Annotated in this window: 22 protein-coding genes; 9 read left to right on the top strand and 13 right to left on the bottom strand. The window is 42.8% G+C overall.

Annotated features, from left to right (window positions below):
• Positions 1-29: 29 nt before the first annotated feature.
• The gene (locus ACGHVY_RS04625) at positions 30-1,352 is read right to left on the bottom strand and encodes a hypothetical protein (protein ID WP_390597451.1); all 1,323 of its coding nucleotides are present in this window, start codon (positions 1,350-1,352) and stop codon (positions 30-32) included.
• Positions 1,353-1,506: 154 nt separating this feature from the next.
• On the opposite strand from ACGHVY_RS04625, the gene prmA reads away from it, so the two are divergent.
• Complete coding sequence (gene prmA / locus ACGHVY_RS04620) at positions 1,507-2,355, top strand: 50S ribosomal protein L11 methyltransferase (RefSeq protein WP_390597449.1); 849 nt, start codon at positions 1,507-1,509, stop codon at positions 2,353-2,355.
• A 93-nt stretch (positions 2,356-2,448) separates the two neighbouring features.
• Here prmA and ACGHVY_RS04615 read toward each other — a convergent pair whose 3' ends face one another.
• From ACGHVY_RS04615 to ACGHVY_RS04575, 9 genes are all read right to left on the bottom strand, one after another.
• Positions 2,449-2,955, bottom strand: coding sequence for a flavodoxin (locus ACGHVY_RS04615; RefSeq protein WP_308746066.1), 507 nt, complete (start codon positions 2,953-2,955; stop codon positions 2,449-2,451).
• A gap of 13 nt (positions 2,956-2,968) precedes the next feature.
• Positions 2,969-5,002 (bottom strand): thiamine pyrophosphate-dependent enzyme, encoded by a 2,034-nt coding sequence (locus tag ACGHVY_RS04610; RefSeq protein ID WP_308746065.1) that lies wholly within the window; start codon positions 5,000-5,002, stop codon positions 2,969-2,971.
• Positions 5,003-5,040: 38 nt separating this feature from the next.
• A complete protein-coding gene (locus ACGHVY_RS04605; protein ID WP_390597446.1) occupies positions 5,041-6,381 on the bottom strand; it encodes a dihydrolipoamide acetyltransferase family protein in 1,341 nt (446 codons plus the stop codon).
• 109 nt (positions 6,382-6,490) lie between these two features.
• Positions 6,491-7,213, bottom strand: coding sequence for a biotin/lipoate A/B protein ligase family protein (locus ACGHVY_RS04600; RefSeq protein WP_390597445.1), 723 nt, complete (start codon positions 7,211-7,213; stop codon positions 6,491-6,493).
• Between the two features lie 19 nt (positions 7,214-7,232).
• Positions 7,233-8,576, bottom strand: coding sequence for a dihydrolipoyl dehydrogenase (gene lpdA, locus ACGHVY_RS04595; protein WP_390597443.1), 1,344 nt, complete (start codon positions 8,574-8,576; stop codon positions 7,233-7,235).
• A 76-nt stretch (positions 8,577-8,652) separates the two neighbouring features.
• A complete protein-coding gene (locus tag ACGHVY_RS04590; protein WP_308746061.1) occupies positions 8,653-9,549 on the bottom strand; it encodes a GH25 family lysozyme in 897 nt (298 codons plus the stop codon).
• Between the two features lie 84 nt (positions 9,550-9,633).
• Positions 9,634-11,280: a diphosphate--fructose-6-phosphate 1-phosphotransferase gene (locus ACGHVY_RS04585; protein ID WP_390597441.1), complete on the bottom strand. Its 1,647-nt coding sequence runs from the start codon at positions 11,278-11,280 to the stop codon at positions 9,634-9,636.
• A gap of 191 nt (positions 11,281-11,471) precedes the next feature.
• Positions 11,472-13,028 carry an ATP-binding protein gene (locus tag ACGHVY_RS04580; RefSeq protein ID WP_390597439.1) on the bottom strand — a complete coding sequence of 519 codons (1,557 nt, stop codon included), beginning with the start codon at positions 13,026-13,028 and terminating at the stop codon, positions 11,472-11,474.
• A gap of 378 nt (positions 13,029-13,406) precedes the next feature.
• Positions 13,407-13,880, bottom strand: a complete 474-nt coding sequence (locus ACGHVY_RS04575) for an HU family DNA-binding protein (RefSeq protein WP_390597437.1) — start codon at positions 13,878-13,880, stop codon at positions 13,407-13,409.
• Positions 13,881-14,327: 447 nt separating this feature from the next.
• Between ACGHVY_RS04575 and ACGHVY_RS04570 the strand changes: the two genes are divergently transcribed.
• The 8 genes from ACGHVY_RS04570 (at position 14,328) to ACGHVY_RS04535 (ending at position 20,378) form a co-directional block, all read left to right on the top strand.
• Positions 14,328-14,891, top strand: coding sequence for a hypothetical protein (locus ACGHVY_RS04570; protein ID WP_390597433.1), 564 nt, complete (start codon positions 14,328-14,330; stop codon positions 14,889-14,891).
• 296 nt (positions 14,892-15,187) lie between these two features.
• Positions 15,188-15,841, top strand: a complete 654-nt coding sequence (locus ACGHVY_RS04565; protein WP_390597432.1) for a hypothetical protein — start codon at positions 15,188-15,190, stop codon at positions 15,839-15,841.
• A gap of 10 nt (positions 15,842-15,851) precedes the next feature.
• The gene (locus tag ACGHVY_RS04560) at positions 15,852-16,223 is read left to right on the top strand and encodes a hypothetical protein (protein WP_390597430.1); all 372 of its coding nucleotides are present in this window, start codon (positions 15,852-15,854) and stop codon (positions 16,221-16,223) included.
• On the top strand, positions 16,207-16,791 hold the full coding sequence (locus ACGHVY_RS04555) for a leucine-rich repeat domain-containing protein (RefSeq protein WP_390599648.1): 585 nt from the start codon (positions 16,207-16,209) through the stop codon (positions 16,789-16,791). The genes ACGHVY_RS04560 and ACGHVY_RS04555 overlap by 17 nt, the downstream gene beginning before the upstream one ends.
• Positions 16,792-16,880: 89 nt before the next feature.
• Positions 16,881-17,213: an IS66 family insertion sequence element accessory protein TnpA gene (tnpA, locus tag ACGHVY_RS04550; RefSeq protein WP_390597428.1), complete on the top strand. Its 333-nt coding sequence runs from the start codon at positions 16,881-16,883 to the stop codon at positions 17,211-17,213.
• Positions 17,197-17,565, top strand: coding sequence for an IS66 family insertion sequence element accessory protein TnpB (gene tnpB, locus ACGHVY_RS04545; protein WP_167511782.1), 369 nt, complete (start codon positions 17,197-17,199; stop codon positions 17,563-17,565). Before tnpA ends, tnpB begins: the two co-directional genes overlap by 17 nt.
• Positions 17,566-17,638: 73 nt before the next feature.
• Complete coding sequence (gene tnpC, locus ACGHVY_RS04540; protein WP_390597427.1) at positions 17,639-19,228, top strand: IS66 family transposase; 1,590 nt, start codon at positions 17,639-17,641, stop codon at positions 19,226-19,228.
• Between the two features lie 343 nt (positions 19,229-19,571).
• Positions 19,572-20,378 (top strand): DUF4595 domain-containing protein, encoded by an 807-nt coding sequence (locus ACGHVY_RS04535; protein WP_390597426.1) that lies wholly within the window; start codon positions 19,572-19,574, stop codon positions 20,376-20,378.
• A 230-nt stretch (positions 20,379-20,608) separates the two neighbouring features.
• On the opposite strand, the gene ACGHVY_RS04530 is transcribed toward ACGHVY_RS04535, so the two are convergent.
• From ACGHVY_RS04530 to ACGHVY_RS04520, 3 genes are read right to left on the bottom strand one after another with little or no spacing between them, the layout of a single operon-like run.
• Complete coding sequence (locus tag ACGHVY_RS04530) at positions 20,609-21,985, bottom strand: efflux transporter outer membrane subunit (protein WP_308746938.1); 1,377 nt, start codon at positions 21,983-21,985, stop codon at positions 20,609-20,611.
• Complete coding sequence (locus ACGHVY_RS04525) at positions 21,985-25,089, bottom strand: efflux RND transporter permease subunit (protein ID WP_390597424.1); 3,105 nt, start codon at positions 25,087-25,089, stop codon at positions 21,985-21,987. The genes ACGHVY_RS04530 and ACGHVY_RS04525 overlap by 1 nt, the downstream gene beginning before the upstream one ends.
• Before the next feature lie 3 nt (positions 25,090-25,092).
• Positions 25,093-26,349: an efflux RND transporter periplasmic adaptor subunit gene (locus tag ACGHVY_RS04520; RefSeq protein WP_390597422.1), complete on the bottom strand. Its 1,257-nt coding sequence runs from the start codon at positions 26,347-26,349 to the stop codon at positions 25,093-25,095.
• Positions 26,350-26,416: the final 67 nt, after the last annotated feature.

The raw sequence follows: 26,416 nt of genomic DNA, 5'->3' as shown, positions 1-26,416 counted from the left end.
TATATTACAGAGTTAATATATAGTGTTTATTACCTTCTTCCACTTCTGCTAGATCCGCCACCACCGCCACTTGAGCGTGAAGATCCACCACCTGAATAGCTGCCACTGGAACGAGAGCTACTACTGCTACTTGGTGAATAGCTGCTACGAGAAGAAGAACGGCTAGAACTATCATAAGAATGGCTAGAACTTCTACTACTGCTTCTAGTAGACGGGCTACTAGTCGAAGTACCTCTATTGTAAGTAGAAGAAGATCTTCTTGTAGTTCCATATGATGAAGACGATGATGATCGTGAAGGAGACGAAGCGCTACGACGAACGGAGCTTTCACGATTACTATTGTAAGTTGAGGAACTACGTGTACTGCTCGGACGTGTGTAGTTACTACTTCTACGAGTAGAAGAAGCATCACTGCGGGTAGTTACTCCGGTACGTCCAGTACTAACACGAGTTGCTTCACGTCTTGTACCAACAGTTCTGCCGGTATAAGAACCTGAAGAACTACGGCGTTCTGTACCTATTGCCGATCTACGGTCTGAATATGTTCCACTTCTCCGTGAAGAAGAGAAATTATTGTAGCCATAAGAACGACGATTCGTATAGGTGTTGCGTGCCCAATGGTTTCCGCCACCCCAGCCCCAGCTAGGACCACCGTGCCAATGGTGATGATGTCCCCAGTAGCCACCGCCACCATACCAGCCACCCCAGTAGCCGCCATACCAGCCGCCCCAATAACCCGGAGCGTATCCCCAAGCATAGTAAGGACAATTCCACCCCCAACCATAATTCCAGCCCCAGCCGTAAGAACCATAGCGCCAATCCCACCACATCGGGTTACTGAACGTCGGGAATGCGTAAGCATACATACCGTCAGTATATACGTTCCAGTCCCAGGAGTTCGGTCCGTAAACGACATCCCAATAGAGCGGGCTGCTGATACTGATTGCGAAACGCGGATTACGGAAACGGATAATACGTTCTGCGTATTCATAGTCGTCTTGCGTACCATTAAATTCGCCAGTCACCCATTCTCCGTCCAAATCCGGTTTAGATTTTTCTTTTATGTATAAGGTATCATTATCCATTACGAACTCATTTTCACGTGCATCGTAACGGCGGTTATATTCATCCACGTCCCGTGTTCTACCCTTGCGGTCCTGAACAACTACGGTAGTACCCGGTGAAGTATAGATGTTGGTCACCTGTTTCTTCGGTTCCTTCTTAACCGGAGCTTCTTTCTTCTCCTGTTTGTCTTTAGAAGGGACAAAGTAAAGGTCGTCATCAACGCTTTGTGCCATCAGGCCTATCGGGAGGCACAAGGCAAATAGCAAGAAGTAAACAATCTTTTTCATATCATCTCGGTTTATGTAATTACTTAAACTTATTCACGTTACAAAGATAAGGAAGAGATTTTTTATCCTTGGGAGATTTTCCCGAAAGAGAAGTAGGGAAATCCCTAAAAAGTCTATTATCTTTGCACATTATTTATTAGAAAAGAAAACAACTATGAAGTATTTTGAGTTCACATTCCATACCCATCCTTGCACTGAAACAGTTAATGACGTACTGGCTGCTGTGCTCGGTGAAGTCGGTTTCGAGAGTTTTGTTGAATGTGAAAGCGGGTTGACCGCATATATCCAACAATCATTATATGACGAAACCGCCATTAAGACTGCAATCACAGAGTTTCCCCTACCCGATACGGAAATCACATTTACCTATGTAGAAGCAGAAGATAAAGACTGGAATGAGGAATGGGAAAAGAATTTCTTCCAGCCGATTATTATCGGCAACCGATGCGTGATTCACAGCACTTTCCATCAAGACGTTCCCAAAGCGGAATATGATATTGTTATCAACCCGCAAATGGCTTTCGGAACAGGACACCACGAGACGACAAGCCTTATCATTGAAGAACTGCTGGATAGCGAACTGAAAGATAAATCCTTGCTCGATATGGGTTGTGGGACTTCTATTCTCGCCATCCTCGCACGGATGAGAGGTGCACGCCCGTGTACAGCTATCGACATTGACGAATGGTGTGTACGAAACTCTATTGAGAATATTGAATTAAATCGTGTAGATGACATTGCCGTTTCACAGGGAGACGCTTCGTCTCTTATCGGGAAAGGGCCGTTCGACGTTATTATTGCCAATATCAACCGGAATATTCTGTTGAATGACATGAAACAATATGTCGCTTGTATGCATTCGGGGTCTGAACTATATATGAGCGGATTCTATGTAGATGATATTGCGGTTATCCGTGAGGAAGCGGAAAAGCACGGATTGACCTATGTCCATTATAAAGAGAAGAATCGCTGGGCGGAGGTGAAGTTCATTTATAAAGCCTGATAATTCTTTGAATGATAGAATATAAAAAACAAGAGGGTGTCAGAAAGGAAAAGTTTCCCTTTTGACACCCTCATTACATATAATATAACGAGATTATTTAAACTCTTTTTTTACCTGTTCGCACCAATCCTTGATTTTCTTTTTTGCCTGTTCCGATTGATTATCCAAGTCAATGACCAGTCCGCACCAATGGTCGCCACGCAATGCCCTGGAGCGTTCGAAAGTATATCCTTCGGAAGAAGTGAAACCGACCAAGGTAGCTCCATCCCCTTCGAAGACTTCCGCCAGCAACCCGATGCCGTCCGCAAAGTTTTCGGGATAGCGTATCTGGTCGCCCAAGCCGAAGATAGCGACTTTCTTTCCCTTTAAATCCATTGTCCGAAGTTCCGGCAACAGTTCATCCCAATAAGTAGGAAGCTCACCGTCAAACCAGGTGGATGCACCGACAATAAAACAATCATAAGCGGCAAAATCATTCTGCCAAGCTTGTTCTATCGGTACTACCGCTATCTTGTCTTCACCAAATTCCTGCTGAATTTTCTCTGCTACCCAACTTGTCTTTTCAGCCTTAGCTGCATAAAATAAACCTATCTTTTTCATAATCTACTACTATTTAATATTCCAATAATTTCCTGGCAGCTTCATAGATTTTAGCCTCATCCGGCAGAATCTCTTTTTCAAGAATCGGATTGAAACCGACAGGAGTAAATGTAGAACCTACACGCTGCACAGGTGCGTCCAGATAACGGAACATCTCTCCGCCAATCATAGCGGCAAGCTCCGCGCCAAAACCGGAGAATACTTTATCTTCATGGACAACCAGCGCCTTACTTGTTTTCTTCACTGACTCGAAAATTGCTTCCTTATCTAATGGAATCAAAGAACGGATGTCGATAACTTCCACTTTCCAGCCGCCCTCTTTCTCCAACCGCTCTGCTGCATGCAGACAGAAATGAGTCGTATTCCCATAAGTAATGATACTCAAATCCGTTCCTTCGCGACGAATGCGTGCCTTGCCGAAAGGAACTTCAAAATCTTCCGGTACAACAGTAGCCGCTTCTACGGAGTTATACAATGCTTTCGGTTCGAGAAACAGAGTAAACCCTTTGGAGCGCATACTGGTACGGAGCAATCCGGCAGCATCATCCGCAAAGGAAGGACAGACAATACGTGCTCCCGGCAAAGTTGTCAAAGCGCCTTCTATGTTTTGGGAATGATATAACCCGCCACCGATATAACCGCCGGAAGCCAGACGCAAGGTTATGTTCGGAGCAAATTTCCCATTGCTACGCCAGTACTCATGCGTACACTCCACATATTGTTCGACGGCAGGCCAGAAGTAATCAGCAAACTCCGCCCCTTCTATCACGACATGAATCTTAGGGTCAAAGCGGCTCATTCCGTTGGCTGTACCTACAATGTAATCTTCGGCTATCGGCGCGCTGAATACACGTGCATCGCCAAACTCCTGCTGCATACCTTTCGTCACATTAAACACACCGCCTTTTTCCTTGTTTGCCACATCCTGACCCCAAATAAAGGTGTCGGGATTATGGCGGAACTCCGCTTTCAATGTTTCGTTAATGGCGTTGACCATGAAAGTCTTCTCGCCTTCTTCCTCATGAGTACCTTCCTTATATTTCTGCGGCTGATAAGGTTCGGGCATTACAAAATCATAGATGCTCTTGGGGTCAGGATCAGGGGCAGCCAACGCTTTCCGGTTGGCAGCGGATAATTCTTTTTTTGCTGCCGCCTCTATTTCTTGCAGTTCTTCTTCAGTCAGCCGTTTGTAACGGAGTAACATTCGGCGAAATTTCAACAACGGGTCGGCTTCCTTTACATATTCCAGTTCGTTTTCATCCCGGTATAAGGTATGCTTGTCCGAGTTGGAATGGGAACCGATGCGGACACAGTTGGCTTGCACAATCACCGGATTACGGGTAGCGATGGCGTATTCGCGGGCTTCGGTCATGGCGTTCATCGAGTCGAATACATCTTTTCCATTACAATAGATGATTTTCAGGTTCTTGAAGCCGGAGAAGTTTTCCGCAACTTTACGGTTGGCGGTCTGTTCCGATTTGGGGACAGAGATGCCGTAGCCGTTATCCTGAATCACAAAAATCACAGGGAGACGTTCGAGGCTGGCGCCATTGATAGCTTCATAGACAAAACCTTCCGATGTAGCCGATTCTCCATGAGAGGTAATGGCAACTCCTTTATGCCCGTAATACACCATCGCTCTGGCTACGCCTGCCGCATGAAGGTCATGCGTACCCGTTGCGGAAGAAATGTTTTCGATGTGCCATTCCGGTTTGGCGAAATGGTTCGACATATGACGTCCACCGCTTCCGGGATCGGTCGCTTTTGATATACCGTTCAGAATAATTTCTTCTGCGGTCATTCCGGCGGATAACACGGTCAGCATATCTCGGTAGTAGGGAAACAGGAAGTCTTCTCCAAGAGTAAAGACCTGCCCGACAGCCAGTTGGATGCCATCATGCCCCGCATAGGGAGCATGGTAAGACCATCCTAAGGATTGCAACAGGTAAGACGGCGCCTTTTCGTCCAAGGCACGTCCCAATGTCATCAGATGATACCACTTCTTCAGTGTTTCGACATCTGTATTTTTTATATCATACTTTTTCATAGTTAATGAAGTTCTTAATGAATGAAACAATCAGTTTATCAACCTTGCCAGTTCTCCAGATAATCAGCAATGAAATGCAGGAAGTTACCGCCCAACATTCCGTCTACTACCCGATGGTCATAAGACAAAGAGAGGTACATCTTATGACGAATAGCAATCGTGTCGCCTTCCGGAGTTTCTATGACAGCAGGTTTCTTTTCAATATAGCCTACTCCCAGGATAGCTACCTGTGGCTGATTGATAATCGGTGTACCGAACAGGCTCTTGAACGTACCGAAGTTGGTTATGGTAAATGTACCACCGTCAATATCTTCGGGCATCAATTTGTTATCTCTTGCTTTCAGAGCCAAGGAGTCGATGGCAACAGCCAATCCATTCAGGTTCAGACGGTCGGCATCATGCACTACGGGCACAATCAGATTTCCATCATTCAAAGAGACGGCAATCCCCACATTGATATGTTTCTTGAAGAGAACATTGTATCCATCTACGGATACATTCACTTGCGGATAGGTTGCCAATGCTTTCGCTACAGCTTCCGTTATCACAGGCATATAAGTCAGCTTGACACCTTCGCGACGGAAGAAAGCATCCTTATTCTTTTCACGCCAACGCACCAGTTTAGTGACATCTACCTCCACCACATTAGTGACATGCGGAGATACTTTCTTTGACATAACCATATGGTCGGCAATAATCCGGCGGACACGATCCATCTCTTTCACTTCCACACCCGGCATAGTGACAGGAGCGGATGATTTGGATTCAACCGGAGAAGCCGGAGAAGATTTCGGGCTTACCGGTGCGGAAGCAGCAACCGATGGTTTGCTTGCAGCCGGAGCAGCAACGGGTGCTGACGGTTTGGAATCCCCACTGACTCCTCTTTTCTTCTTATCAATATAATCTTTTATATCTTTCTTACTCAATCGACCTTCGTAGCCGGTTCCCTGTATGGAATCCAGTTCTTCTTTCGGAATCTTCGCTTCTCTCGCCAACTGAATCACCACAGGCGAATACCAGCGTTCTTCCTCAGCAACCACCTGTTTGGCAACTTCTTTCTGAGGTTGCGACTGCTTCTCCGAAGCATCCGCTTTTACGGTTTCTTCACCGACAGGCTGCGCATCGGAAGCACCTCCGCCATCCAAATCTATAATGGCTACAACTGTACCTACCGCAATGGTATCTCCTTCCTTATATAAAATTTCAACTACTTTCCCCTCTACCGGAGAAGGTATTTCGGCACTTACTTTAGCAGTATTCACTTCAAAAAGAACATCGTCTTCCTGAACCATATCGCCCACTTTTACAGACCAGGAGACAATCGTTCCCTCTGTTATACTCTCGCCCAACTTAGGCATTTTTATTTCGAATCTTGACATAGACAGTAAATTTATTTATTCAACCTTGATATAATAGAACAATGGGTTGAAATAGAAAGTTTTATGTTAAGGTATTTTTAACCGGATTATGATGAACGAAGCTCAGATTTCAACGGCTATATATCCACTCTTTCCCAATATACTTTTCGTTCCGAAGCTGATTGGCAGCCACTATTTCTTCCTCACTGAAAGAACTGACCCTTTGCGATTTGCTGAAATACTGAAAAACATTCTCTTTGAAATCATCCACAGTTCCCACTGAAAAGTGCTTACGGATATTAGTGACTTCACTCCGAACAGACGGAACAGCATATACAGAAGATAAGGTTTCGTCATCAGCCAACGGCTCCGGATTCAATACTTTATTCAGCACCGTAAGATTTGTATCATAAAGCAAAGTGCAATGATACAGCACCCTGTCTTTATGTACACACTGCGCACTCCCTGATATTTTCAACCCATCCAGATAGATGCCGAGCCTTTCGTCTCCTTCTGCCATTACACCTATGGATGCCAAAAAGTCCAACGTCCGTTGAAGATAGGTGATAAACTCAGGAAGACGCGAAACTGTTTCAATAAAAGTCAGATTGACATTACCCAAATCATGATACACCGTTCCTCCGCCCGAAAAGCGACGGGCGATATGTATCCGCTCCCGTTCCGCCCATTCCGTATCCACTTCCGACTGTAAACGCTGATGTTTTCCTATCACAACAGAGGGAGTATCCTGCCAAAGCATAAAAACGTCATCGTTCCCCTGCTTCAGCAAATACTCCTCTGCCGCCAGATGAAAATAAATATCAGTATAAGGACTATATATACATCGAATCATAGACTTGGCGGAATAAGAATTAAAACATTATCTCATGGTAAATCTCTCCGACCGTAGGATGCGGAAATACAGTTTTCTGGAACTCTTCCACCGTGTATCCTCTCTGAATGGCAATACCGGCCACCACAATCAGTTCCGATGCAGGATTTCCCAACATATGGCAACCGATGATTTTCCCTTCTTCATCCTGAATCAACTTGCAAAGCCCGTTGCCTTGCTCATTCTCCGCAACAAATCGTCCGGAATAAGCCATAGGTAATTTTGAGACACGGTAAGGAAGTCCTTGTTTTATCAGTTCTTCTTCAGTCTTTCCTACGCCTGCCACTTCGGGATTGGTGTAGACTACCCCCGGAACACAATTGTAATTCATCCGGTCTTCCACTCCCAAAATATGATTGACAGCAACTTCCGCTTCACGAATGGCAGTATGCGTCAACAAAGAATATCCCGTAATATCTCCGCAGGCATATACATTGGGGTGGGAAGTCTGTAGATGTTCATCCACCTTTACCCCGTTCCGCAAAAGTTCAATGTTCAATTTATCCAGTCCGACGCCGGATAGGTTTGCCTTTCGACCTACACTGAGCAGTATCTTATCCGCCTCAATCGTTGAGTTTTTCCCGTCTTTCTCTATTACAACTCCATTCGGTTTCACTTCCACCACTTTCGTATTCAGATAGAAAGTGACTCCCCGTTTGGCATATTCGGCACGGAGCATACCACTCGTTTCCTTATCCATCGCTCCTAGTATCTCAGACATCATTTCGACTACATGAACCTTTACGCCCATGCTATTGAAGAAAGAGGCAAACTCCATCCCGATCACTCCGCCACCGATAATAACCAGATTTTTAGGCAGTTCCTTTATTTCCAATGCTTCTCTAGAAGTCCAGTAACTGACTTCCGACAACCCCGGTATCGGGGGAATCACCGTATCAGAGCCGGTACAGACCAGCAGATATTTTGTAGAGTACGTCTCGCCGTCACAAGCTATGCGAATCACCCCGTCCTTCTCTCCCTCAATGAAGGCTTCTTTCTCTACGATGGTCACCCCATAAGAGTTGACAGTCATCTTCACACCCCCTGTCAGCATTTTCACCGTTTTATCTTTACGGCTCATGATTTTAGACAAATCAAAAGAAGGCGATTCGGCAGAAACACCATATTTGGAAGCAGTCTTGATGCTATCCAGTATTTTAGCAGAATATAACAAAGTTTTAGTAGGAATACACCCTTCATTGAGACATACTCCACCTATCGCTTTCTTCTCGAAAAGAACGGCTTTCAATCCGTTTGCACCTGCCCTTTCGGCGGCTGTATAACCGGCAGGACCACCACCAATAATAGCTATATCAAAATTCATAATCGTATTTTTTTAAGTAATAATACGATTATAACAAATAACAGAAGAGATAAGTTGTTCAGCGAAGAAATACCCGCTATTTAATTGTCAGATTTTTAAGTTCTTCCAACGTGCCGTTAAATACATTCAAGTCGACGTCTTCCTTGATTCCAGGCACATTCCCCACATCTGTATGTTGCCAAAAGTCCCATTTACCCTGATACTTCACGGAGTCGACATAATAATGGGCAATCCAGTAAGGATAGGCGTTGAAAATGGAGTCGTCCAGATAACGTGTCTTAAATTTATAGGAAGTATAAAGAATCGGCTTCACCCCATAATGGGATTCCACACGGTCGAGCCAGCGTTTAATACCTTGTTGCAATTCCGCCTTATCCTTTCGTCCGGTCACTTCCACGTCAAGTACAGGAGGTAAATCGCCCGTATCCAGCTTTACTGTGCGGATAAAAAAGTCGGCTTGCTTCAAAGCATCCGTGCTTGGAATATAAAAATGATAAGCTCCCCGGATAAATCCGTGATTACGGGCATTGGCAAAGTTTGCCGAGAAAGTAGTATCACCATGATCCCCGCCTTCTGTCGCTTTCATGAATACAAAGTGCAAAGGAGTCACAGTTTCTTTGTTCTGCCGGAGCTTCGGCCAGTCTATTTTTCCCTGATAGTGGGAAATATCAATTCCATGAATATCGTATCCCGCCGGAATGCAGACTCCATATTCTTTTAGTCCGTGACAGGGTTTCCAGCGGTAAGCATACGGACGGATAAAGAAATAATAGAAAACAATAGAAAAACAACCGACAATCATCACTGCCAGGACATTACGAAGCCAAACAGGCATGGCATGACTATGCTTCGCTTGTACCTTTTTCGGAGTACGGGAAGATTTGGAAGAAGAAGCCGTTCCCTTCTTTCGTGTAGTAGCGGAAACAGTTTTTTTCTTCTGTACAGCAGACATCGGGTTGTTGCGTGGCGGCATTTACTTAATGGAAAGAAGCGGTGAACAGAAGCCATACAGATGTTCTGCATGGCACTTACCGTTCACCGCTTGTTTATTTATCTTTTATTTAGCTTGTTCCAACTGCAAAGTCTTAGTTGCCTGGTCGCAAACTTCGGTAGGACCAAAGTACTGGATCGGACCCGGATATACATAATCCGTCTCAACAGCCCAACGGTCACGTTGTGCAGCGAATGCCTTGAAAGGAGCACCGTCCAGTTTCACCAATGCTTTCTGGATAACCGGCTTCATTTCACCGTGACGACGTTCCATGTTCATCATCATTGTGATAGGCACACCACCCGCAATCCATTCGACAGCAGGAGCAGTTGTGTTGCGTACAGAAGACATATAACCGGTCTTGCCGTCAGCAATCAACATAGAAGCTGTGTAACCCAAAGAGTAGCAGTAGTCAGCATCGAAGTTTGACGGAGCAGCGCAACGTCCTTCATAACCGAAGAAGTGGTGCTGTGCAGCAAACTTACCTACATACTTGCCTTCTTCTTTCCAGGAAGCCAGTTTAGTAGCTACCATTTCAGACAACAGCTTTTCTGTTTCAATCAATGATACCTGTACGTTTCCGTGCGGGTCACGATCCAAAGTCAACTGACGGGCAACACCTTCCGGCAGACTTGCATAGATAGCAGAGTTTTCCGGAGAAAGTTTGCGGATGATATAGTCACGTTGGTGAGACTTCTTGATTTGAGCAAATTCTTCTGCGTTAGCAGCCAGGAAGTCGTTCAATTCAGCGATCAGACGTTTCATAGCCGGGATGAATTCCACCAATCCTTCAGGAATCAATACAGTACCGAAGTTATGTCCCTGGGCAGCACGGTCTGCTACTACTTTAGCGATATATGTCACTACATCATCCAAAGACATATCTTTAGCTTCCACTTCTTCAGAAACGATACATACGTTAGGTTGTACCTGCAAAGCACATTCCAGTGCGATGTGAGAAGCCGAACGACCCATCAATTTGATGAAGTGCCAGTATTTACGGGCAGAGTTACAGTCACGTTGGATATTACCGATTACTTCTGCGTAAGTCTTGCAAGCAGTATCGAAACCGAAAGAAGTTTCAATCATATCGTTCTTCAAGTCACCGTCGATAGTCTTCGGGCAACCGATTACCTGTACACCATACTTCTTGGCAGCATAGTATTCAGCCAATACGCAAGCATTTGTGTTGGAGTCGTCACCACCAATGATAACCAGTGCTTTGATGCCCAGTTCTTTGATGATTTCAAGTCCTTTTTCGAACTGTTCTTCTTTCTCCAACTTCGTACGGCCGGAACCGATAATATCGAAACCACCCGTGTTACGGTATTCGTCGATGATATCAGCAGTCAGTTCCATATAGTTATGGTCTACCAAACCACCAGGACCCAAAATAAAGCCATACAGCTTGCTATCCGGATTCAGTTTCTTGATACCGTCGAACAAACCGGAAATCACATTGTGTCCACCGGGAGCCTGTCCACCAGAAAGGATTACACCCACATTCATAGCAGGAAGAGTTACAGCTTCACCGGCTTCGAATGTAATTAACGGCATTCCATACGTGTTAGGGAATAATGCTTTGATAGCTTCCTGGTCAGCTACAGACTGAGTAGCAGCACCTGCTACAGCTTTAACGGCTCCTGACGCCAATGCTTTCGGAAGTTTGGGCTGATAAGCAGCCCTTGCAATTTGCAATGCACTTTTAGTCATTTTCTTTAATTTTTTATTTAAAGGTGTTAGTAAGTTTCTTGTCTAACTTGAAAAGCGTTGCAAATTTCGCACTTTTTTCCGAATTATGAAAGAAGGCAGTGAACTTTTATTTCCGACGCAAAAAATACAAAGCGGTTAATATTCCGCACATATCATTAAATGCTAACAAAAGATATGGTACTTTATACTATCTATTTTTCTTCTACTATCCATTTCTCGATATTACGGGTTTCCGCACTGAAGTTTACGCCGATTTTAAAGAGCTTTCGTCCGTCCATTTCGAAAGGAAGGGCATAATGCTTGTCGTTAATCTGCTGCAAAGCATCTTCCGCCGTGCCATTCAGTTTAAATTCCATGATATAAATGAACTTATCAGTCTGCAAGACAAGGTCGATGCGTCCTTCATTCGTATGATATTCCACGTTGACGTAGAAACCAACCAGTTTAAAAACGATGAAAAGCACGTTTTCGTAATGCAATTCCTGGTCACGAATCACTTCGTAAGTGGTATCCGCAAAGAAACTCTGTAAGCGACGGAAGAAAGAATTATAATCTCCCGATTCCACTTCACGGACAAACTTCTGAATCTCAAAAGGGGATTCTACCTTATTTACATTCGCATAAAAAGGAAGCAGAAAACGAATAAAACCCTCTTCCACTTCACGGTTGGGAAAACCTAAACGATACATGCCAAAACGTTCATCATATCCCTTAATAGTGAGGTATCCGCTCTGGTAAATCACCGGAATAGGATTGGTGGATTCAAAGTCTATGCTGTTCAATACCTGGGCGTCAGTTTCTTCATGTGCCATCCGTTCCAGGTCATAATGATGTTTTTTTAGTAACTTCACCAAATAGGTAGGCATGCCCGTCTCAAACCAATAACTGCCGAATTCCTTACGTTTGAAAGCATTAAGCAGACTGAACGGATTGTACATGCCGATTGAATTGTGCGTAAAGTGATAGCCGTCATAGCACTCTCTCAATTCTTCACAAAGTTTATCATACGTTATTCCTCGCGCTGCGGCAAATTCATGAAGTTCCGTTTCCAGATTTTCGTGGATTTCACGCTCGCTGACACCACATATTTCGATGTACTCATTCCACATTGAAATATCATCCAGATTATTCAAATCACTGAATACACTAACTTTGCCCAACTTCGTCACACCAGTGAGCAGAGCAAACTTGATGCAACCGTCCTTAGTCTTCAAAGCTCCATAGAATGTTTTTAGGGTATCTCGGAATTGTTTCTGTAATTCCTCATTACCTATAGCTTGCAGCATAGGCTTGTCATATTCATCAACCAAAACAACTACCCGCTGTCCTGTCTTCTCGCAAGCACGTTGAATGATACCTGCAAAACGTAGAGAAAAAGAAGTCTCGGACGGACGGCTGCCATATTGGCTTTCCCAATATTCCAGATTATCATTCAATATCTTATCCAAACTTTCCTGTGTATCATATTTCTCGATATTAAGATCCAGATGCAATATAGGATATTTTATCCAGTCCTTTTCCAACTTTTCTATTGCTAATCCTTCAAACAAGTCTTTTTTTCCTTGAAAGTAGGCTTCTAAGGTAGAGATGAGCAGACTCTTTCCGAAACGGCGCGGACGACTCAAGAAATAATAACTTCCCGTCTTGACCATTTGATACATCAATGCCGTTTTATCAACATAGAAATAACCGTCATTACGGATCTTTTCAAAATTCTGAATACCGATAGGATATATTTTATTGCTCATATTCGCTTCCTTGTATAAATCAACATCTCTCTCGCAAAGATATATATTTTTAATAGAACTCTTTATCATGGCAAGTTAAAAGATTATTTTCCGCAATTTGTATCCTACAATTTCCTCATAGAAACCTCACTGATAAATCGGTTAATATTCTATACATATCATTAAAAGCCAACAAGATATATTATGTCACCAATTTTGATAATAAATAGCCATTATCCACAAAATCATGGTTGGGCAACGGTAAATTCACTGTTGGGCAATCGTGATTTCACCATTGCCCAACAGCGTTTTGAAAGGTTTCGGACGAATATGACAAAAAAAAATGAGGGAATCTTTTCAGTTTCCCTCATCCGTTTAGCTTAGAATAAATAAAAAAGATTAGACAGAAGGATCTGGCGTTTCATCTTCGGAACCACCACCCGGATTATCGGGTTTCCCTTTGTCTTCCTCTCCATCTTTCGACGTATTAGAGAAAGATTCTTTACTCACTCCACCCAGCATCTGCTGAAATTTGTTTCCCGGAGTAAAAACAATCTTTACTCTAGATATTGTGTCCGAGTCTACATCTTCTTCTTTATCCTGGCTTTTGGCTTGAATGGACGGACGGAATGAACCGAACTCTCCCAACTTTACCGAAAAGCCTTCTTCTAAAAAAGAAATCATAGTGTCTTGAACACCCTTTAATACAACATCTACTATGCCCCGATGCATCCCAGTACGCTGGTTTACTTCATCACAGAGTTTGTTGTAACCGATACTACCAATAACTACATTAGTAGCAACGTACTTTGACAACGGATTCTCCTTGTCGAATTGAAGTACGATTTTTCTTTTTCTATATTTAACGCTCATAGCGCATAATATATTAAATGAAATTGCTCACTTGCAACTCCGATGACAAAGATACGATAATATTTCATAAGACACAACAACTAGCAGTAAATATACATAGAATTTTTATTTATCTCACATTGCCTGATAAAGTTGAGCTAAATATTTGCATCTTATAAAGATTTGCCTTACTTTTGTAAAAGCATATAACGGTATGCTATGTTTTTTTAGAAAATAATTGTTAGAAGCGTCATGCTTCATTCTTGTTTCTGAAAACCTGAGAAATTTTCAAAAACGTACAAGAATGGTGCAGTTGGTTTCTACGCTGGTCTCCAGCGTGGGTCTACTGTCTATTCATCTGTACGTTTGGGTTTTCTCAGGACCTTCAGAAACGATGAATAGCACGTAGTTCCACGCTTTTCTTTTGTAAAATTCCTAACAGGAGCTAGAGGATAAAAAAACAAAATTATGAGAACTATTATTACGACTATTTTATTGATTTTCACCGTTTTTGTAATGGCACAGAAGACTGATCTACAAAAAGAGAAAATAAAAGGGCATGTTATATCCATGAAAGAAACATACTACAATTTCGCGTTTAAATTCGGAGAGTATATTAAGGAAGACAAGGACAAATGTAGTCAAACATTTTACGATGAAAATGGTAATATCTACAAAAAAACAACAAATAAAATAGAAAAAAGAATTTTCTACGACAAAATAACCAACAAAGAGGATATTATACATTATGTCTACGACAAAAGTCTTAAACTCAATACCATTATTACCCTAAGAGACAAAACTATCTTAGATAAAGAAACCCATATAGAAGAAATAGTCAAAGACACCCTACAAAAAACAGAATATATTTATGATGCAAACGGAAAACTCATTGAGACAAACACCTATGATTATGACCTTAAGGATTCAAGCAAAAAAACATTATCTCAGAAAGTGAAATACTCTTACTCATCTGCTGAAAACACTATTGATACTTATAACGGGAATGGTGAATTATCCTCAAAAAAATAATTACTCAAAATGGTAAGAAACATACTGAAAATGCAGGTGGAATACTCGTTGCAACAGAATACAATTCAATAGACCAACCTCTAAAATCAATATTATATTTAGGAGCAAACAATGGTTCTGCCGCTTCACAAACGACCTATCAATATAATAAATATGGCGACATACTACAAAAGAATAGCGAAATTGGACTAACAATCAACTATAAGGATGAGCACCATATCACCACTGAAACATACAAATATATATACGATTCGCATCAAAATTGGATTTGCCGAAAGAGATACAAAAAAAATGAAATGACAGAATGGATAGAACGAACATATACATATGCGAATACATCTGACGAACTAATAGAAGCACGGTTACTAAATATAAAACAAGAACAAATGGAAGCACAACAAAAGCATAATGACTATCATAAAAAAATTGAGCATGCAAGGCAGATACAGAAAGAAAAAGCTATCGCCCAACAATTGCAAGACTCCATCCGCCATGAAAAAGAAAAATTCTACGAACTAATAAAAACTGTACTCAAAAAGAACATTATGAGAATTTCAGCAGGAGGAGGGTATGAACGCTATAAGACTTCAAACTGTATTCAAACTATTAAAAAAGTATTTGTAGAACAGCAAGCCGTTACTTTCACATTAAAAGATAATACAGAATTACCTCCCATCAAATTAGTTTCAAAAGAAGAAGTAACAACAGGTGGATTTATGGAACACTGCACTATTTCTTATTCTGCAGACAAAAACTTTATTTTATTACTTATAAACGGTAATGATTATCTGAATGAAGCCGGAGTTTTAATCCATCGCCTTCCCCACGATATGCACCAAGTTTACAACCTAAGCGATAAGGCAATATCCAGTTTGAAAAAAGAAAAGAATATAGATAAAATAAACAGAACAGCAACCAATGCGCTGAGGTTTATCAATAAATTGAGATAAAACTTAGACCATGATAAATAAATTATGTAACATGAAACACCTATCTTTACTTAAAAAATTATTTTTTACAGCTATTACTTGTATAAACATAATAGCATGCAGCAGCGATGACCATGAAATTGAGTCTGATATATTCGTTGAAGCAAATGTGGCACGAATCCACGTGACACAGGCTGGGACTTTATCTGAGTTAATGAATGGTTATGAAAAAAACAAGATAGAAGACTTAACATTATCCGGCTATTTGAACGGGAGTGACATCTTGTATTTGAAAGAGGAATTAAGCAAAACATTGATTAAATTAAATTTATCAGATACGAAAATCGTAGAAGGAGGTGAACCGTATGCAATGGTAACAGAAAAATATTATACGAAAAAATGATGAAATCTCCGATTATTTTTTTTCTACCCATTCATACCCTAAATTACAAACCATCCATCTTCCTAAAGACTGCACACGTATAGGAAAGTATTCATTAGCTAATCTTACTAACCTTTCTTTCGTAGAACTACCTAATGCATTAGAAGAAATAGATAATGTAGCATTATATAACTGTTTAAGTCTGAAATCTGTAATTTTTCCTAGTTCTTTACTAAGTATTGGAGATTATTGTTTTCAAAATTGCCAAGAACTCACCTCCATTCAATTTAATAATTCCTTGCAAAGAATAGGACTTTGTGCATTCCAAAATTGCAAATCACTTACAAATATAAACCTTCCCAACTCATTAAATTCAATAAGTCAGTTTGCTTTTGACGGATGCTCCAACTTATCAACAATAACAATATCTGAAGGCATTACCGAAATACAATATGGCGCCTTTAGGAATTGTGGCAATCTTTCATCAGTCAACTTGCCCATTTCACTTAATGTAATATCTTTCTCAGCCTTTGAAGGATGCCTCAGTCTAGAAACTATAACTATTCCTCAAAACGTTAATAAAATGTAAGCATCCGATAAAATACCCGTTTTCTCTATCATATTTTCATAGCACCTTTGCCTGTGCAATATTGCATGAACTTCTAACATATTTTCATTATGACAAAAGAACAATTTACCTCTTTACAGGAACTGCATCGTTTAAGCGGTCTGAATCTTCTGAAATTTCTGCAACGTGAACATGTCAGTTACTCCACGTACAATTATTGGAAACGTAAATCTTCCAGTGTTCCCGATCACGAGACATCTGCTCCCCAATCAGTCTTAACCCCCATCAGCCTGAAGTCCCCCTGTATTGCTTCCTCCTCTTCTGTTTCCGGAATGACCCTGTTGTTTCCTAATGGTGTCCGTGCCCATTTGGGTGCCGGTATGGAAGAGGCCGCTTCCCGTTTGATTAACCAATACGCCTGTTGCCATGTTCTGCCTGAATGATACGATGCGGTATTTTCTCTGCCCCGGCAGGACTGATATGCGCAAGGGTATCAGTTCTCTCTGCGGTGTGGTACACGAGCGTATGGGCTGCAGTGTCAGGAACGGTGATGTATTCATCTTCATTGGCAGCAGCCGTAAATTGATGAAGCTTCTCCATGCCGAGGATGGCGGTCTGGTGATGTATGTCAAGCGCCTTGAAGCCGGTCATTTCAAGATTCCCGAATATGACGAGAAATCGCGCAGCTATCCGATGGAATGGCGCGATCTTGTCATTATGGTGGAAGGAATCCGTGAATCTCCCGGGCAGCGTTTGAGACGTCTGAGGGCGGAACGAAATGTATATACTGTATAAAAATAGATGTCGTATTCCTTGTCTGTCCGGGATATATTTTGTACATTTATAGTGTAATTAAAAGAAACGGATTATGACTCAGGAAGAGATGCTTTCACAGATGAACTCAATGCTGCAGTCCCTGCAGCAGGTGAACGCATCCCAGGCTGAGACCATTATCAGGCTTACCCGGCAGAATGAATCCTTACAGAACCGTCTCAATGAGCTGACGGCTCAAGTCGCATGGCTGAACCGCCAGCTTTTCGGTCACAAGTCAGAGAAACTCCCGTCTCTTGATTCCAACCAGCCTGACCTGTTCGGTGACTTTCTTCCTGATAACGCGGCTGAACTGGAAAAAGCGCGTGAAGTAGCGGTGCAGACAATCACAAAAGAAACGGTGGAGAGCAAGAAACGGGAACGGAATAACCGCAGGATAATGGAAGGTCTTCCCGTACTTGAAAGGGTAATCATCGAGCCGGAAGACATTGACCTGGAACTGTACAGGAAGATTGGTGAGGAAGTGACCCGTGTGGTGGAACATAAGCCCGGACAACTTTATATAAAGGAGATTGTACGGCCCAAATATGCCCTTAAAGACAACACTTCACTTCCACCGGTCGGCAGAAAAGGAGTGGAGATAGCCGCCATGCCGCTGTTGCCTATATACAAAGGAATAGCGGGACCTACACTTTTGGCGGAGATACTCCTGCAGAAATATGAGTATCATCTTCCCTTCTACCGCCAGGTGAAACAGTTGCATCACCTGGGCTTCAAAGCTAGTGAAAGTACCATAGACGGATGGTTCAAGCCTGCGGTTGAACTTCTCAAGCCACTTTACGAGGTACTCAGGCAGGAAATCATGAAATCCGACTACATACAGGGGGATGAAACGACCGTACCTGTACTGGACAAGGCAGGACATCAGACCAACAAGGAATACTTGTGGATGGTCAGGGCAGTAGTCGAACGACTGGTGCTTTTCCATTATGACAAAGGATCACGGTCAGGTACGGTGATAGGGCAACTGGCTAAAAACTTCAAGGGTTATTTTCAATGTGACGGCTTTGAGGGTTACGAATCGGCTTTCAAGGTCAACCCGAATGTGCGCCTTGTTAACTGCATGGCTCATATACGCAGGTATTTTGAGCAGGCACTTGCTGAAAACAGGCAGATGGCGGAACATGCCTTAAAAGAAATACAGCTTCTATATCGCATAGAACATGACTGTGACCAGAAGCAGCTTACAGAAAATGAACGAATGGGAAAACGTCAGGAACTTGCCAGACCTATTATGGATGCCTTGAAGCTATGGATGGAAACAGAAGGGATAAAATACAGCCCAAACAGCCTGACCGGAAAGGCGATAACCTATGCCTATACCCGCTGGGAGAATATGATGAGGTATCTGCAGGATGGACGTATCCATATTGATAACAATCTGGCGGAAAATGCCATCCGACCAATCACATTGGGTAGAAAGAACTACTTGTTCTGTGGAGACCATCAGGCGGCCGTCAGCATGAGTGTCGTCTGTTCGTTACTGGCTACGTGCAAAGCGCATAAAGTAAATCCGCGCACTTATCTGAATGACGTTATAGCAAGAATGCCATATATGCAGAAGGCAAATTATGAGGAACTGCTACAAATGTTGCCACACAAATGGAAGGAAAAGAATAAAGAATGATGGAGATACAACGATAGATGGCTGCTTACCAGGAAAGGAGATACAGCCATTTTTTATAGTGTACTTTATCGGATGCTTACAATAAAATAGAATATGATACATTTCAAGGTTGTAATAACTTACAGGAAATTCATCTAAAAGGAACAACCCCACCTGATATTTCATATTGGTCAGCTGACTATATGAGTCATTGCACGCTATTTATACCAAAAGGTTCACTAGCTGCCTATAAAAAGACAAACTATTGGTCATTGTTTTATGACATCATTGAAGAATAAGAGTTGTTATTTTCTCAATCAATATAAACAAAACCCCATTTATTAACTATAAAACCATTAAAAGTATGAAATCAATGAAGAATTTATTTGTAATTGGATTAACTCTCGTAATTTGTGCCGGATTTACGGCTTGTGGTAATGATGATGATAAGCAAGAAGTAACATTGCCAACAATATTCGAAGGTAAAAGAATCACTCAATGCGAATCTACAGCCAACGGTTATACAGAAAGAAATGCGTATAGCTACAGTAACGGAAAGCTCATCTCTTATAGTGAGTATGAGATTAGTAACAAAGAAACTATTGAAGATAAATATACCATCGATTATGAAAATAATCAAGTTCGAATTTCATGGAAAGACGGCAATGACAGTGAAATTTGCACATACTCCTTAAATGAAAACGGCTTTGCAACCTCTGCAATATTAGTCACTAAAGAAGATGAGGATGTATGGAATACGCATTATACTTTCGAATATGACGCAAATGGTTATCTAATCCAAATTACGGAAGGAAACGATGGAGAAGAACCGGAAATAATAGAAATAGAGCGAAATGACGGTGACGTACTATCATTCAGTTACGATGACAGTCAATATACATATACCTATACTTCAAATATAAACAAAGGCGGAATCCTTCCGGTTGATAACGGCTGGCTTAATATGGAAGCAGAACTTCATATTGCATATTATGCAGGAATCTTGGGTAAACCCACAAAACACCTGATTGCATCACAAAAAGATAAATTCGGCTACAGAAGCAATGAAGAAACCTATGAATATGAATTAGATGCAGATAAATACGTGAAATCCTGTACAATAACAGACAACAAAGGTGATGTTTCTTCCTTTAATTATACTTTTAAATAAAATTTCCACTCTATAAATATATAATGCAGTGATACGAACTTTTCATACAAAAAGTTCATATCACTGCATTATTCATTCTCCAAAAAGCAGATCAAAAAATTGGCTAGAGTATCTTGAATATGAAACATTTCAATACTATCAAAACACTCTCATGAAATAAGTTGTCTGCCCTTATCCGTAAGTCTCAACTTCTGATTTCGATTATTCGAAACATTTGAAATACTATACTTCTAATCATTTTTCCAACCACCACCTAAAGCCTTATAAAGTTGCACGACAGTAATCAACTCGTCACGAATCGCATTACTCAAACCAATCTGGGCATCGAAGTATCCACGCTGGGCATCCAGCACATCCAAATAATTGATAACGCCATTAATGTATTGAAGTTGCGCAAGATCCATGTAACTCTTCGCCGAACGTTCAAGGTTGGCTCGAAGCTCATATACCTCTTTTATCTTATTGAAATTTACAATTGCGTTGCGTGTTTCCTTAAAGGCTTGTAATACAGACTTCTCATAATTGTGTACTTCGGCTTCATAAGCCGCTTTCTTCGCTTTCAGTGCCGCACGATTCTTGCCCCAACCAAAGATAGGAGTCAACAGAGCTCCTTCCATAACGGCATAGGGAGATTTCAAGAGGCTGGACAGAGAAGTACTTTCCGTACCGAAACCACCGGTCAGTGCCAGGCGCGGGAACATATTCGTATAAGCCACTCCTACTTTGGCATTGGCGGCAATCAACTTCTGTTCAGCTTGGCGAATGTCGGGACGACGTTCCAGCAAAGTGGACGGTAAGCCTACCGGCAGCATCTTCGGAGAATTGAACTCCTGAAGCAAACGGGAACGGGCTATCTTGTTAGGATACTCACCTGCAAGAAAAGCGATATCGTTTTCTTTCAGAGAGATTTTACGTTCCAAGTCCGGTACCAATGTTGCCGTACGTGCCAATTCCACTTGTGACTGACGGTAAGAAGTCTCCGAAGTCAATCCCCCGGCAAAACGGATACGCGCCAGGCGGACACCTTCTTCACGGGCTTTCAAAGTCTGTTTTACAATATCCAGTTCCGTATCCAAAGCCACCAGTTCATAATAAGCCTGTGCCACTTCCGCCACAATCGTCATTCTAAGTGCCCGTTGCGCCTCTATGGATTGCAGATATTCGGCAATACTCGCGGAACGCGCCCAACGCAGATTTCCCCAAAGGTCGAGTTCCCACGAAACCAGGAACTGGGCTTCGAACGTATCCGATCTCTTGAAAGCATCTCCCCCATGATTCTCCAGCTCACGTTCTGCAGTCACTTTCCCTTTAATGTCCGGTAGCAGTGCCGCGGTAGAGATTCGTTTCTGCGCAGCCATTTCCTGTACACGGGCAGCGGCTATCAGCATATCCTTGTTATGCTCCAATGCACGTTCTATCAGACTCCGCAAAGTAGAATCCGTGTATATATCTTTCCAATCCTGGTCGCCGAAGCTGGCTGAATCCTGATGTTGCGCCAGACTATCGGGCAAATGAAGGTCGGGACGGACATAACTTTTTCCTACCTTGCAGGAAGTCAAGACTCCTGCAAGCAATAAGACAGCAATATATAGTTTCTTTCGTTTCATTATTTCTTATGTTTTAAGATTTTCGACTTTGTTTTATATACCATCACAAAGAAGAACGGTACGAGAATAATACCGAATACAATGGCAAATATCATTCCGAAGAATACACCTGTACCAATCGCCTGACGACTTGCCGAACCGGGACCGCTTGCCAACACCATCGGAAGCATACCGAGAACGAAAGCCAATGAAGTCATCAGAATCGGACGGAAACGCAGTTTTGCCGCATAAATAGCGGACTGCACCAAATCTTCTCCTTTATCCACCTGCACTTTGGCAAATTCCACAATCAAGATGGCATTTTTGGCGGCAAGCCCTACCAACATAACCAAACCAATCTGGAAATACACATCATTCTCCAATCCGCAAACCCAGACTCCCAAGTAAGCTCCCAAGGCGGCAACAGGCAAAGAAAGCAATACCGCAATAGGCACCGTCCAACTTTCATATTGCGCGGCAAGGAATAGGAAGACGAACAGGAATACCAACGCCATCACCATACCGGTCTGACCGCCCGCCTGTTTTTCCTGATAAGAGAGTCCGCTCCATTCCAAACCAATATTATCGGGAAGATGGTCACGGGCAATCTGCTCCATGATCTCCATAGCCTGCCCGGAACTGTAGCCTTGCGCGGCTGCTCCACGAATTACGGCTGTAGTAAACATATTAAAACGCTTGATACTGCCCGGCCCCGTGGTATAGGATGCGTTTCCTAAAGAAGTCAGTGGCACCATCGCCCCGTTGGATGCTTTCACAAAGAACAAATTGATATTATCCTTATGTTCGCGGTAAGGAGCTTCCGCCTGGATATATACCTTATATATACGGTTGAACATGTTAAAGTCATTCACATACACCGAACCGGTATAAGCCTTCATGGTAGAAAACACATCAGCCAAAGGCACACCCAGCATCTTTACCTTATCACGGTCTACATCAAAGTAGAGTTGCGGTATCTCCGATTGCAGGGAAGAGGACAAACCTGCCAATTCCTTGCGTTTGGATGCATAATACATCAATGTATCCGCCGCATCTACCAAATTATCAAAAGTCGCTTCGCCACGAGCTTCCAACTGCATTTCAAAACCACCCGAACTACCCAATCCCGGTATTACCGGCGGAGTGGAAAGATAAACTTTACATTCCGGATATTCCTTGAGATGCTTTTCCACCGTATCCATTATCTTTTCAATACTGGTGTTCTTGCGTTCTTCCCAAGGCTTCAGAATAACCGTCAGTTCGGCACGTCCCTGATTACTTCCTACACGCGGGCTGCTTCCCGTCACATTCTGTATATATTCGATATATGGATTCTTTTCCAAATAAGCAATGGCACGTTCTGTCACGATGCGTGTACGTTCCAGGGTAGCGCCCTCCGGCAATTCAAATTCAATCTTGAAATATCCCTGGTCTTCCACAGGCAAGAAACTGGTCGGAATAATACGGTGAATCAGCATGATAGCAATCAATACCATTCCGAAAGCACTCAATACGCGGCGGGGATGTTTGATAGTACGGGTTACGGCAGCTACATACTTATTACTACCGATACCCAGCCATTCATTGATTTTCCTGAAAACAATATTTTTCTTCTTTCCACTGTCCGGCTTCAAAATCAGAGAACACATGACAGGGCTCAATGTCAAAGCCACCACCGTAGAGATAAGCACAGACACTACAATCGTCACCGTAAACTGGCGGTACAACTGCCCCGTAATCCCACTCAGAAAGCTGACCGGAACAAATACAGCCGCCAACACCAACGATGTAGCAATCAAGGCACTAGCCAGCCCATTCATCGCTTTCTTGGTAGCTTCATAAGGACTCAGTTTTTCCGTTTCCATTATATGTTCCACGCCTTCTACCACCACAATCGCATCATCCACAACGATACCGATGGCTAGAATCAATCCGAGCAATGTCAATATATTGAGTGAGAAACCGAAAATCAACATGAATCCGAAAGTACCAATCAATGAAATAGGCACCGCTACCACCGGAATCAACGTTGCACGCCAACTCTGTAAAGAAAGATAGACTACAAGCACGACCAATACCAAAGCCTCAAACAACGTTTTATAGACCTCGTGTATAGATTCGGAAATATAGGTTGTCATATCGAACGGAATCTCATAGCTCAACCCTTCGGGGAAGTTCTTACTGATTTCATCCATTGCATCTTTCACCCTCTCGGCAACTTCCATCGCATTGGCGCCCGGTAACATATAAATACCTAGTACGGCCGCATTCTCACCGTTGATACCACTCTCCGTATTATAAGAAGAAGCCTCCAATGACACACGTGCCACATCTTTCAACCGAATGATGGAACCGTTTGCATTAGCACGCACCACAATATCTTCAAACTGTCCTACCGTGGAAAGACGTCCCTGCGTCGTAATAGGAATCGTTATATCCAACCCTTGCACCGGTTGTTGTCCTAATACACCTGCCGCCGATTCACGGTTCTGGTCTTTCAGGGCATTCTGCAAATCCTGTACAGTCAGTCCGAAGTTCGCCAACTTATCGGGCTGTGCCCAGATCTGCATGGCATAGTAACGGCTACCGATATTCGACACACGTCCTACTCCCGGAATACGGCGAATTACGTCGAGCACATTGATTGTAGCAAAGTTACTCAGATAAATCTCGTCAAACTTAGGGTCGGTAGAAGTCAGACACAGAGTCATCAACTGACTGGGAGCCTGCTTTTCTACAGAAATACCATTCTGAATCACTTCCGCCGGCAAACGGGACTCCGCCAGCTTCACACGGTTCTGGATCTCAACTGCCGCCAAATCCGGGTCGGCAGAAACATCAAATGTCACCGTTGCCGAGAAACCGCCGGAATTGGAACTGTTTGATTCCATATAAAGCATTCCCGGCGTACCGTTAATTTCCTGTTCAATCGGAGTAGCCACCGCCTGCGACACAGTAAGCGCGCTCGCACCCGGATAGGATGCACTGATTTTCACCACCGGGGGTGTAATCTGCGGATATTGGTCCACCGGAAGCATTGTCAGACCAATAATGCCGACAATTACGATCACGATGGAGATTACAGCCGAAAAAACCGGCCTGTCTATAAAAAAAGTAACTTTCATCGCTTATTCTCCTTTCGCGTTATCTTTCGTTCCGGTAGTACTATCTTCTACCCCAACCACTTCATTTTTTGTCGTTATTATACTATCTCCGGCTTCTACATCTGCCCGGCTTACCCGTACTTTCATACCCGGAGTCAACTTATGGAAGCCTTCTACAACAACCATTTCTCCTTCTGCCAGTCCTCTTTCCACCACTACATTATTCCCTACTTCCGGACCTAATTCGATAAAACGTTTCTCTACCGCATTATCTTTACGCATAGTATAAATATAGGCTCCGCCTTTCTCGATAGTAACCGCTTTCATCGGAACCACAAGTGCACCTTCGCGGACATCCAACAACAATTTCACTTTTGTAAACTGTCCCGGTAATAATACTTGTTTCGGGTTAGGCATTTCCGCACGCACGGAGAAAGTACCGGTCTGCGGGTCGACTTGCGGCTCGGCAAAGTCTACGTAACCTTTATAGGGATAAACAGTGTTATCTGCCAATGTTATGGTAATATTCGGTTGCCAGGAACGGGTAGAATCCTGCTGTCCCAAATTAATATTCCTTTCCTTACTTTTCAGGTAATCGAGCGCCGTCATGCTAAAGTCTACCAATACCGTATCACTTTTCACGATGGTAGCGAGCAATGATTTTCCACCGGGACCGACTAATGTACCCAAGTCCACATTTCTTTCACTAATGTGTCCTGACAATGGCGAACGGACAATAGTATAACCCAACTCAAGCTCCGCCTGCGCCAAGTCCGCCTCACTCATGGCTACGGTTGCTTCAGCACTCTCGTAAGCGGCTTCCGCATTGTCCAAGTCCAACTGGCTCGCTGCATTCTGTTCAAACAGCGGACGGATACGTTTCAAGTCACGTTCCGCCTTCAAAGCCTGTGCTTCGTCTTTTTTCAACTGGGCTCTGGCTTTATCCGCTTTGGCACGATACTGATCCTGATTAATCACAAACAAAACTTGATTCTTGTTTACATACGTACCTTCAGCGAAAAGCATATTCTCCAGATAACCTTCCACACGGGCACGTACTTCGACGAACTGTTGGGCACGGATACGTCCCACATATTCCCCATATATTTCTACATCGTCTTTCACCACCGGTTCAACAATGACTGTCGGCATCTCCGGCTCAGCCTTCTGAGGTCGAGTCAATATCCAATACACGCCCAGCACAAATACCGCGCAAATAATAGCAGCAATGGTTCTCTTTCTCCTCAGTTTCAACTCATGTCTCGAAAAGAATAATCTCATATCGAATCTTATTATTAAATTTAACTTATGTTTGTTCTATATTCCTTTTACACAATTTACGTGCCAA

This window comes from Bacteroides sp. f07, assembly GCF_042854785.1.
GTDB lineage: Bacteria > Bacteroidota > Bacteroidia > Bacteroidales > Bacteroidaceae > Bacteroides.
This window is presented reverse-complemented; position numbering and strand designations above follow the sequence as displayed.

Excerpts from the sequence above, each read along its gene's own strand:
- ACGHVY_RS04625 (WP_390597451.1), bottom strand. The coding sequence starts at position 1,352 with ATGAAAAAGATTGTTTACTTCTTGCTATTTGCCTTGTGCCTCCCGATA.
- prmA (WP_390597449.1), top strand. The coding sequence starts at position 1,507 with ATGAAGTATTTTGAGTTCACATTCCATACCCATCCTTGCACTGAAACA.
- ACGHVY_RS04615 (WP_308746066.1), bottom strand. The coding sequence starts at position 2,955 with ATGAAAAAGATAGGTTTATTTTATGCAGCTAAGGCTGAAAAGACAAGT.
- ACGHVY_RS04610 (WP_308746065.1), bottom strand. The coding sequence starts at position 5,002 with ATGAAAAAGTATGATATAAAAAATACAGATGTCGAAACACTGAAGAAG.
- ACGHVY_RS04605 (WP_390597446.1), bottom strand. The coding sequence starts at position 6,381 with ATGTCAAGATTCGAAATAAAAATGCCTAAGTTGGGCGAGAGTATAACA.
- ACGHVY_RS04600 (WP_390597445.1), bottom strand. The coding sequence starts at position 7,213 with ATGATTCGATGTATATATAGTCCTTATACTGATATTTATTTTCATCTG.
- lpdA (WP_390597443.1), bottom strand. The coding sequence starts at position 8,576 with ATGAATTTTGATATAGCTATTATTGGTGGTGGTCCTGCCGGTTATACA.
- ACGHVY_RS04590 (WP_308746061.1), bottom strand. The coding sequence starts at position 9,549 with ATGCCGCCACGCAACAACCCGATGTCTGCTGTACAGAAGAAAAAAACT.
- ACGHVY_RS04585 (WP_390597441.1), bottom strand. The coding sequence starts at position 11,280 with ATGACTAAAAGTGCATTGCAAATTGCAAGGGCTGCTTATCAGCCCAAA.
- ACGHVY_RS04580 (WP_390597439.1), bottom strand. The coding sequence starts at position 13,028 with ATGAGCAATAAAATATATCCTATCGGTATTCAGAATTTTGAAAAGATC.
- ACGHVY_RS04575 (WP_390597437.1), bottom strand. The coding sequence starts at position 13,880 with ATGAGCGTTAAATATAGAAAAAGAAAAATCGTACTTCAATTCGACAAG.
- ACGHVY_RS04570 (WP_390597433.1), top strand. The coding sequence starts at position 14,328 with ATGAGAACTATTATTACGACTATTTTATTGATTTTCACCGTTTTTGTA.
- ACGHVY_RS04565 (WP_390597432.1), top strand. The coding sequence starts at position 15,188 with ATGACAGAATGGATAGAACGAACATATACATATGCGAATACATCTGAC.
- ACGHVY_RS04560 (WP_390597430.1), top strand. The coding sequence starts at position 15,852 with ATGATAAATAAATTATGTAACATGAAACACCTATCTTTACTTAAAAAA.
- tnpA (WP_390597428.1), top strand. The coding sequence starts at position 16,881 with ATGACAAAAGAACAATTTACCTCTTTACAGGAACTGCATCGTTTAAGC.
- tnpB (WP_167511782.1), top strand. The coding sequence starts at position 17,197 with ATGTTCTGCCTGAATGATACGATGCGGTATTTTCTCTGCCCCGGCAGG.
- tnpC (WP_390597427.1), top strand. The coding sequence starts at position 17,639 with ATGACTCAGGAAGAGATGCTTTCACAGATGAACTCAATGCTGCAGTCC.
- ACGHVY_RS04535 (WP_390597426.1), top strand. The coding sequence starts at position 19,572 with ATGAAATCAATGAAGAATTTATTTGTAATTGGATTAACTCTCGTAATT.
- ACGHVY_RS04530 (WP_308746938.1), bottom strand. The coding sequence starts at position 21,985 with ATGAAACGAAAGAAACTATATATTGCTGTCTTATTGCTTGCAGGAGTC.
- ACGHVY_RS04525 (WP_390597424.1), bottom strand. The coding sequence starts at position 25,089 with ATGAAAGTTACTTTTTTTATAGACAGGCCGGTTTTTTCGGCTGTAATC.
- ACGHVY_RS04520 (WP_390597422.1), bottom strand. The coding sequence starts at position 26,349 with ATGAGATTATTCTTTTCGAGACATGAGTTGAAACTGAGGAGAAAGAGA.